The following is an 8076-nucleotide window of genomic DNA, read 5'->3' on the forward strand; positions in this document are numbered from 1 at the left end:
GTCGCTAGCGTTCCATCCTCCGGTCATGGACATGCCCAATAATTGAAACATCACGATACCCGGCACCAATCCGCTGGTAATCACATCTGCTAACGAATCGAGTTGAAGGCCCAGTTCGCTTTTCACGTTCAACGCCCGTGCGGCAAGTCCGTCGAAGAAATCGAAGAATATCCCCAGAAAGACGAAAATAGCCGCCAATTCCAGTTGGTTCAGCACGGCGAATACGGTCGCAATGCAGCCGCAGAAGACGTTGAGCAAGGTAATCAGGTTGGGAATGTGTCTTTTCATGGGAATGTTTTGCTGTTCGTAAAAATAATACAAATTCCCATGAATCATGCTGACCCATAATTTATTCGGATATTTGCGCCATTAAATCATTGAGTGTTTGAAATGCCATCGAAGAAATTATTTTTTTTACTATTATTTGGCCTCTCGTTAGGATTATATTCCCAGAAAATCGAACTGTCGCCACTATCCGAAATCAGTGTGCTTACGGCGGGTTCGGGCAGTGAGCTGTACTCCAGCTTCGGGCATAGCGCAATTCGCGTGCAAGATCCGACTTTGGGTATCGACTCCGTATTTAATTATGGAACGTTCGATTTTACAACGCCGAATTTCTATACCAAATTTGCCCGCGGCAAACTCGATTACACCTTGGCCCGGCAGCCTTTTTCCTATTTTTTAATAGGATATGAGGAAGAAAAACGTTGGATAAAAGGCCAAGAACTGAACCTGACCTTATCCGAGCGACAGGCCCTTTTCAATTTTCTCGAAACCAATTATCTACCGGAAAACCGGGATTATAAATACGATTTCTTTTACAACAACTGCGCAACCAAAATTTGGGACGTGCTCAAAGAGGTATATGGCGACAAGTTGGTGCTAGATGAAAATTATCTGGGCGAACTGTATACCCACCGCCAACTTATCCACCAAAATGTACCGACCAACTCTTGGTCCGGTTTCGGCATCGATATGGCCCTGGGGTCGGTCATCGATGATATCGCGACGCCCAAAGAGCATATGTTCTTACCGGAGTTCATTATGAAACAAATGGACAAGGCAAAACTGGGCACAAAACCCTTGGCGGTTGAAACGGAAGATATTTTAAGCTTTGAACCCGTTGACAATCGGCCTCACTTTTTCTTGTCCCCGGTCTTTATAGTATCGATTTTTCTTATCCTGATTTTACTATTGACCTATCTCGATTTCAAGGGCAATTCCCGACGTCGCTGGCTTGATTTCATTCTTTTCTTTGTGACAGGCATAGCGGGCTCGGTCATGGTTTTGCTCTGGTGCTGCACGGACCATACCGCGACCGCTGGCAACTTCAATATTTTATGGGCCTTTCCTCCCAATTTGATCATTGCCTTTATCGCTGCGCAAAAAAGGGGACCGAACTGGGTCGCCAAATACGTCCTGGTTTTACTAGCCTTACTTGCCATTACCCTAGTGTTATGGCTGTTCGGCGTACAAGTTTTCTCTCCGGTATTGATTTTAGTATGGTTGGTCTTGGCCGCTCGATACTTTTTTCTGTTCTGGTCGTACCAAACCCCGAAAATCGCATAACAAAACCACTAACTATAAATTGAACCCAATACATGAATCTTCTTTCCGTAGAAAACATTTCCAAATCCTTCGGGGAGCTGGTGCTCTTCAAAGACCTGTCCTTTGGTATCAACAAGGGCCAAAAAATCGCGCTGATCGCCAAGAACGGCACGGGCAAGACGTCCATCCTTACTATCATGTCCGGTGCCGATACACCGGATAGCGGACAGGTCAACTACCGCAAGGGCATCCGTATGTCTTTTTTGGAGCAGGAACCCGACCTTGACCCAAATCTGACCGTCGAGGAGACTATTTTTGCTTCGGATAACGAGATTCTTAAGGTCATCCACAAGTATGAAAAGGCCTTGGAGAATCCCGGGGATGCCGATGCCTACCAATCCGCCTTCGAGGGGATGGAGCGTTTTAATGCCTGGGATTTCGAGACGCTTTACAAGCAAATCCTTTTTAAGCTCAAGCTTGAAGACCTTCACGCCAACGTGGGAAAGCTTTCCGGGGGACAAAAAAAACGCCTTGCCCTGGCGAACGCCCTGATCAATAAACCGGACCTATTGGTACTCGACGAGCCCACCAACCATATGGACCTTGAGATGATCGAGTGGCTGGAGGAGTATTTCGCCAAGGAAAACATGACCCTGTTTATGGTCACCCACGACCGCTTTTTTCTGGAACGCATCTGCAACGAGATTATTGAGCTCGATAAAGGCCAACTCTATCCATACAAGGGCAATTACAGCTATTATCTCGAAAAAAAGGAAGCCCGCATCGAACAGGAATCCGCGGAACAGCACAAATCGGAGCAGCTCTTCAAAAAAGAACTGACCTGGATGCGCAAACAGCCCAAAGCGCGTACGACCAAGTCCAAATCGCGTATCGACGATTTTCAGGAGATAAGGGCAAAGGCCAGCCAGCGCCGCAAAGAGCACGAGGTACAGTTGGAAATCAATATGGAGCGGGTGGGCAGCAAGATTCTCGAACTGCATAAAATCTCAAAATCCTACCCCGATAAACCGATTCTCGACCAATTCGAGTATACGTTTACCAAGGGCGAGCGCATCGGTGTAATCGGAAAAAATGGGACAGGAAAGACCACTTTTCTGAACATTCTTACGGGTACGGATCAGCCCGATGCCGGTAAGGTCGTCGTCGGTGAAACCACCAAGTTCGGCTATTATACCCAAGCGGGCATCGAAATCAAGGCGGGCCAAAAGGTCATCGATGTCATCCGCGATGTCGGGGATTTTATCCCCTTAAAAAAGGGACGTCAGATTTCGGCACAACAACTGCTCGAACGTTTTCTTTTTGACCGCAAGAAGCAGTACGATTTTGTCGACAAACTGAGCGGTGGCGAACGCAAGCGATTGTATCTCTGTAGGGTACTGATTCAAAATCCGAATTTTTTGATTTTGGACGAACCTACCAACGACCTCGATATCGTAACGCTGAACGTCTTGGAAAATTTTCTTTTGGATTTCCCCGGATGTCTTATCGTAGTTTCCCACGACCGTTACTTTATGGATAAAATCGTGGATCACCTTTTCGTTTTTAGGGGAGATGCCGTGGTGGAGGATTTCCCCGGCAACTATTCGGATTACCGTGTTTATGAAGACAGTAAGGTCATCGAGGAGCGCAAGGAAAAATCGAATGCCAAGGACAATTTTGAGGACAAAAGTGCTAGAAAATCAAAAGATTCCAAGGTTTCCATAGCGAAATTGACCTATTTGGAACAAAAAGAGCATAAAAACCTGGAAAAAGACATCCAAAAACTCGAAAAAAAGAAAGCGGAAACCCAACAAAAGTTCGCCGATCCCGAACTATCGGGTGAGGACATCGATACCCTGTCCATCGAGCTGCAGGAAATTTTGGATGCCATCGAAACCAAAACGGAGCGTTGGTTCGAGCTGTCCGCGATGCTGGAAGGCTGAAAATAATTTGGCTGCTTCCTAAGACCAAGGGATGTGGCCGCTTTAGGCGGGTCGGAGGCATAGACAGGTCAACAAAACTGCCATCCCTCTTAAATTCGAAAGAGGATACAAATAATCAAAACTCTTTTAATCCGCTTGCAAAACTTCCTAAACCATATCAAATTCCTCTTAACCGCCACCGACCAGCACGGCGTCCACTCTCCCTTCGTTTATAATTATGTTACGAAATGCCTGTTTTCAAAATCAAAGTATAGCAAAGGCAAATCCCTAAACATCCTATTGAAAAGTATCGCTTATTTTCAAGCAGAACGCGTATGGCTTCCCCCTAAAAAAGACAGTATCCAAAAGGAGATACAGCGCGAGTTTCCTTCGGTAAAGTTCCAGAACGGGCCGTACGACCTCCTATTTACAAATCCATTCGAAGCCAAAAAACTGGTCTGTACGACATCCGAAGAAAAAAAAATCCATAATAACACCTTACTACTCGTTGAAAATATTCATGGTAACGCCACCAATCTTTCCCTTTGGGAAAAAATCAAGAGCCATCAAAACGTAACGGTAACCGTAGACATGTTTTACTGCGGGGCGGTATTTTTTCGAAAAGAACAAGCCAAGGAACATTTCAAGATACGAATTTGATGTTGTAACTTTAAGGCTTAGAATTTTAACATGGCCAAGTATACAATTTATGCCGTTGTGGGGATACTTTTTGTAGTATACCTCTTTATTACGTTTTCAAACCGAAGAAGTTCAAACCGCCGCAAAGACCGTAAATTTATGGAAGGTTATGAACGAAAAAACGAGGAAAAGGAACAACCATGAAAATCTACACAAAGACCGGCGACGATGGCACTACGGGACTGATCGGCGGTACTCGGGTCAAAAAACACCATATCCGAATTGAAAGCTACGGTACGGTAGACGAACTGAACTCGTGGTTGGGCCTGATTCGTGATCAAGATATTGAAGAACATTTTAAGGATATACTGATCCGAATTCAGGAAAAACTGTTCACCGTTGGCGCCATATTAGCTACCGACCCCGCAAAAGCAGTGTTGAAAACCGGAAAGAAACGTTTGAACATTCCCGAAATATCGGATGCCGACATTACTGTTTTGGAAACCGAAATAGATACAATGGAAGCATTATTACCCCAAATGACCCATTTTATACTTCCCGGTGGACACACGACCGTGTCATACTGTCATATTGCGCGAACGGTCTGCCGAAGGACCGAACGGATGTGTACCCTACTCCATGAGCATGTTCCGTTCAACCCAAACCTATTGAAATATATAAACCGACTTTCGGATTATCTGTTTGTACTGGCACGAAAATTGTCCCTTGATTTAAAGGCGGTAGAGATACAATGGATGCCGGAGCGCAACGATACCCCATAAAAGCGTAAATCGTTTTGGTTTTCTCCAATAAATTCATTATTTAATCGTTATCGCAGTAGTATACTAACAAATTTTAGCAGAAAGTGTCAATTTTACTTGCCCATGTGCTTTTTAAAATTACTTTTGCAAAAAATTAAAATCACGATAGTAGCATGTATTGGACATTAGAACTGGCATCGTATTTAAGCGATGCACCCTGGCCGGCAACTAAAGACGAATTGATCGATTATTCCATTCGTACCGGAGCGCCATTGGAGGTAGTAGAAAACCTGCAATCCATGGAAGAGGAAGGCGGAGAGATATACGAATCCATCGAGGAAATCTGGCCGGATTATCCCACAGAAGAGGATTACCTCTGGAACGAGGACGAATATTGATACCATCATTATTCCATTAATAATTCATAAAAAAAAGTCTCCATGGAGACTTTTTTTTATGAACTCGTTTGAACTTTTTGTTTGGAATCCAGAATAGCGGCTTCAGTGACCAAATGATATCATTTTTCGCAAACATAGCAGGGCTACGTCGGTAAAAAATGAGGAAGTATGGGCGCAAAATTTGATATTCGAAGGTAAAAGAAAAGGTTTAAACAAGTTCTTTATGTAATTTTGGCAGCTATAGAGTCGTTTTTTCACGAATTCCATTGTTGGAATGCCTTTTGTTGTTATTGCACGACTACAGTCAAAAACGGATACTTCGCCGCTTACCGTATAAGGTTCCGAACAAAGCGGTTTACTATTAATCAGCATAAAATGAGTCTTTTAAATTCGGTCATCAAAATATTTGTAGGGGATAAATCAAAAAAAGATGTACAGGCCCTAGGCCCCTTAGTCGACCAGATAAAATCTTTTGAACAGCAATTGGAGTCTATCAGCAACGACGAACTGCGGGACAAGACGAATACCTTCAAACTAAAGATAGCCGAGGATATCAGCGAAATCACAAGGCAGATACAGGCCTTGGAGGAAGAAGTAAAGGCATCCGATGATATTGACAAAAACGAGGATATCTACGCGGAGATCGACAAACTCAAGGAAGAAGCCTATAAAACCACGGAAGATACCTTGAACGAAATTTTACCGGTCGCCTATGCCGTGGTGAAGGAAACCGCAAAACGCTTCTTTCACAACGAGACCCTAACCGTAACCGCCTCGGAATATGACAGGGAACTTTCCGGCACCAAAGACTATGTTACCCTCGACGGCGAATCGGCCATCTGGAAAAATTCTTGGGATGCCGCCGGTAAGGAGGTCACCTGGGACATGATACACTACGATGTACAGTTGATCGGTGGTATAGCCATGCATCAAGGCAAAATTGCCGAGATGCAGACGGGTGAAGGTAAAACCTTGGTGGCTACCCTTCCGCTCTACCTCAACGCCCTTGCCGGCAAAGGGACACACTTAGTAACCGTAAACGATTATCTGGCCAAAAGGGACAGTGCCTGGATGGCCCCCATCTTTCAATTCCATGGCCTTTCCGTGGACTGTATCGACTACCACCGGCCGAACTCCGCAGGAAGAAGGGCGGCCTATAATGCCGATATCACCTATGGTACGAACAACGAGTTCGGTTTCGATTATCTACGCGATAATATGGCGCACAAGCCCAAAGATATCGTACAGCGCCCGCACCATTATGCTATCGTCGATGAGGTCGATTCCGTTTTGGTCGATGATGCGCGTACACCATTGATCATATCCGGACCGGTGCCCGAAGGCAATCGCCATGAATTCAACGAACTGAAACCAAAAGTGGGCGATATTGTCAACAAACAGCGCCAACATTTAACAGGCGTTTTGGCAGAGGCTAAAAAACTGATTGCAGATGGCGACACCAAAGAAGGTGGTTTTCAATTGTTAAGGGTACATCGTGGTCTGCCCAAGAACAAGCCATTGATAAAATTTTTGAGTGAAGAAGGTGTAAAACAGCTCTTGCAAAAGACCGAGAATTTCTATATGCAGGACAATAATCGCGAAATGCCAAAAGTCGATGAAGATCTGCTATTTGTAATCGATGAAAAGAACAACCAGATCGAGCTTACCGATAAGGGTGTCGATTATATTTCGGGGGAAGAAAACCGTGATTTCTTTGTAATGCCCGATATCGGTGGTGAAATCGCTAAAATCGAAAGCCAAAACCTCGAAATCGAAAAGGAGGCTGAGCTAAAAGAAGAACTTTTCAAGGATTTCGGTATCAAAAGCGAGCGTATACACACTTTGAGCCAACTGTTGAAGGCCTATACACTTTTTGAAAAGGATGTCGAGTATGTTGTGATGGAAAATAAGGTAATGATCGTAGACGAGCAGACCGGACGTATAATGGACGGTCGCCGCTATTCAGATGGCCTGCATCAAGCCATCGAGGCCAAAGAGAACGTAAAGATCGAAGCCCTGACCCAGACCTTCGCCACGGTTACCCTACAGAACTATTTTAGAATGTACAAAAAGCTGTCCGGTATGACCGGTACGGCAGTCACCGAAGCCGGGGAATTTTGGGAAATCTATAAGTTGGATGTCATGGAAATTCCAACGAACCGCCCAATTGCCCGTGATGACAGAAACGATTTTATCTATAAGACCAAACGCGAAAAATACAACGCTATCATCGATCAGGTAACCGAGCTTTCACAGGCCGGAAGACCTGTTTTGATCGGTACGACATCGGTGGAAATTTCGGAGCTCTTATCGCGTATGCTGAACCTTCGAAAAGTAGATCACAACGTCCTCAACGCGAAGCTCCATAAAAGGGAAGCCGATGTTGTCGCAGAAGCCGGCAAATCGGGAATTGTGACCATCGCTACCAACATGGCCGGCCGTGGTACGGATATCAAACTCTCCGCCGAGGTCAAAAAAGCAGGCGGACTCGCCATTGTTGGTACCGAACGCCATGATTCCCGTCGGGTAGATAGGCAGCTACGGGGTCGTTCAGGGCGTCAAGGTGATCCCGGAAGCTCTCAGTTCTACGTGTCCCTCGAAGACAACCTCATGCGCCTCTTCGGATCGGAACGGGTCGCCAAGATGATGGACAGGATGGGCCTTGAAGAAGGTGAGGTCATTCAACACGGCATGATGACCAAATCCATAGAACGCGCCCAGAAAAAAGTAGAGGAAAACAATTTCGGCGTGCGTAAACGTTTGTTGGAATATGATGATGTAATGAACGCACAGCGTGAGGTCGTCTAC

At 45.3% G+C, this 8076-nt stretch carries 7 protein-coding genes and 2 pseudogenes; 7 read left to right on the forward strand and 2 right to left on the reverse strand.

The annotated features are described in order from the left end of the window. Nucleotides 1–288, reverse strand: a 288-nt coding sequence (locus tag ACEW8S_RS06615) for a phosphatidylcholine/phosphatidylserine synthase (RefSeq protein ID WP_373517384.1), incomplete at its 3' end; no start/stop codon positions are given. Between the two features lie 102 nt (nucleotides 289–390). On the opposite strand from ACEW8S_RS06615, the gene ACEW8S_RS06620 reads away from it, so the two are divergent. Both ACEW8S_RS06620 and ACEW8S_RS06625 read left to right on the forward strand, forming a co-directional pair. Continuing rightward, nucleotides 391–1569, forward strand: coding sequence for a DUF4105 domain-containing protein (locus ACEW8S_RS06620; protein ID WP_373517385.1), 1179 nt, complete (start codon nucleotides 391–393; stop codon nucleotides 1567–1569). Between the two features lie 32 nt (nucleotides 1570–1601). Further along, nucleotides 1602–2930, forward strand: a pseudogene (locus tag ACEW8S_RS06625) (ABC-F family ATP-binding cassette domain-containing protein); the annotation flags it as partial. Here the strand turns inward: ACEW8S_RS06625 and ACEW8S_RS06630 are convergent. Further along, a complete protein-coding gene (locus ACEW8S_RS06630; protein ID WP_373517389.1) occupies nucleotides 2817–3101 on the reverse strand; it encodes a hypothetical protein in 285 nt (94 codons plus the stop codon). The pseudogene ACEW8S_RS06625 and the gene ACEW8S_RS06630 overlap by 114 nt on opposite strands. A gap of 186 nt (nucleotides 3102–3287) precedes the next feature. On the opposite strand from ACEW8S_RS06630, the pseudogene ACEW8S_RS06635 reads away from it, so the two are divergent. The 5 genes and pseudogenes from ACEW8S_RS06635 to secA all read left to right on the forward strand — a co-directional run. Next, a pseudogene (locus ACEW8S_RS06635) lies at nucleotides 3288–3491 on the forward strand (ABC transporter C-terminal domain-containing protein); the annotation flags it as partial. Between the two features lie 135 nt (nucleotides 3492–3626). Beyond that, nucleotides 3627–4130: a hypothetical protein gene (locus ACEW8S_RS06640; RefSeq protein ID WP_373517386.1), complete on the forward strand. Its 504-nt coding sequence runs from the start codon at nucleotides 3627–3629 to the stop codon at nucleotides 4128–4130. Nucleotides 4131–4309: 179 nt separating this feature from the next. Continuing rightward, nucleotides 4310–4891 (forward strand): cob(I)yrinic acid a,c-diamide adenosyltransferase, encoded by a 582-nt coding sequence (locus tag ACEW8S_RS06645; protein WP_373517387.1) that lies wholly within the window; start codon nucleotides 4310–4312, stop codon nucleotides 4889–4891. 152 nt (nucleotides 4892–5043) lie between these two features. Continuing rightward, nucleotides 5044–5268, forward strand: coding sequence for a DUF2795 domain-containing protein (locus tag ACEW8S_RS06650; protein WP_013994285.1), 225 nt, complete (start codon nucleotides 5044–5046; stop codon nucleotides 5266–5268). 375 nt (nucleotides 5269–5643) lie between these two features. Continuing rightward, nucleotides 5644–8076, forward strand: a 2433-nt coding sequence (gene secA / locus ACEW8S_RS06655) for a preprotein translocase subunit SecA (RefSeq protein WP_373517388.1), incomplete at its 3' end; no start/stop codon positions are given.

The sequence above is a fragment of the Pricia sp. genome (assembly GCF_041745955.1).
Lineage (GTDB): Bacteria > Bacteroidota > Bacteroidia > Flavobacteriales > Flavobacteriaceae > Pricia.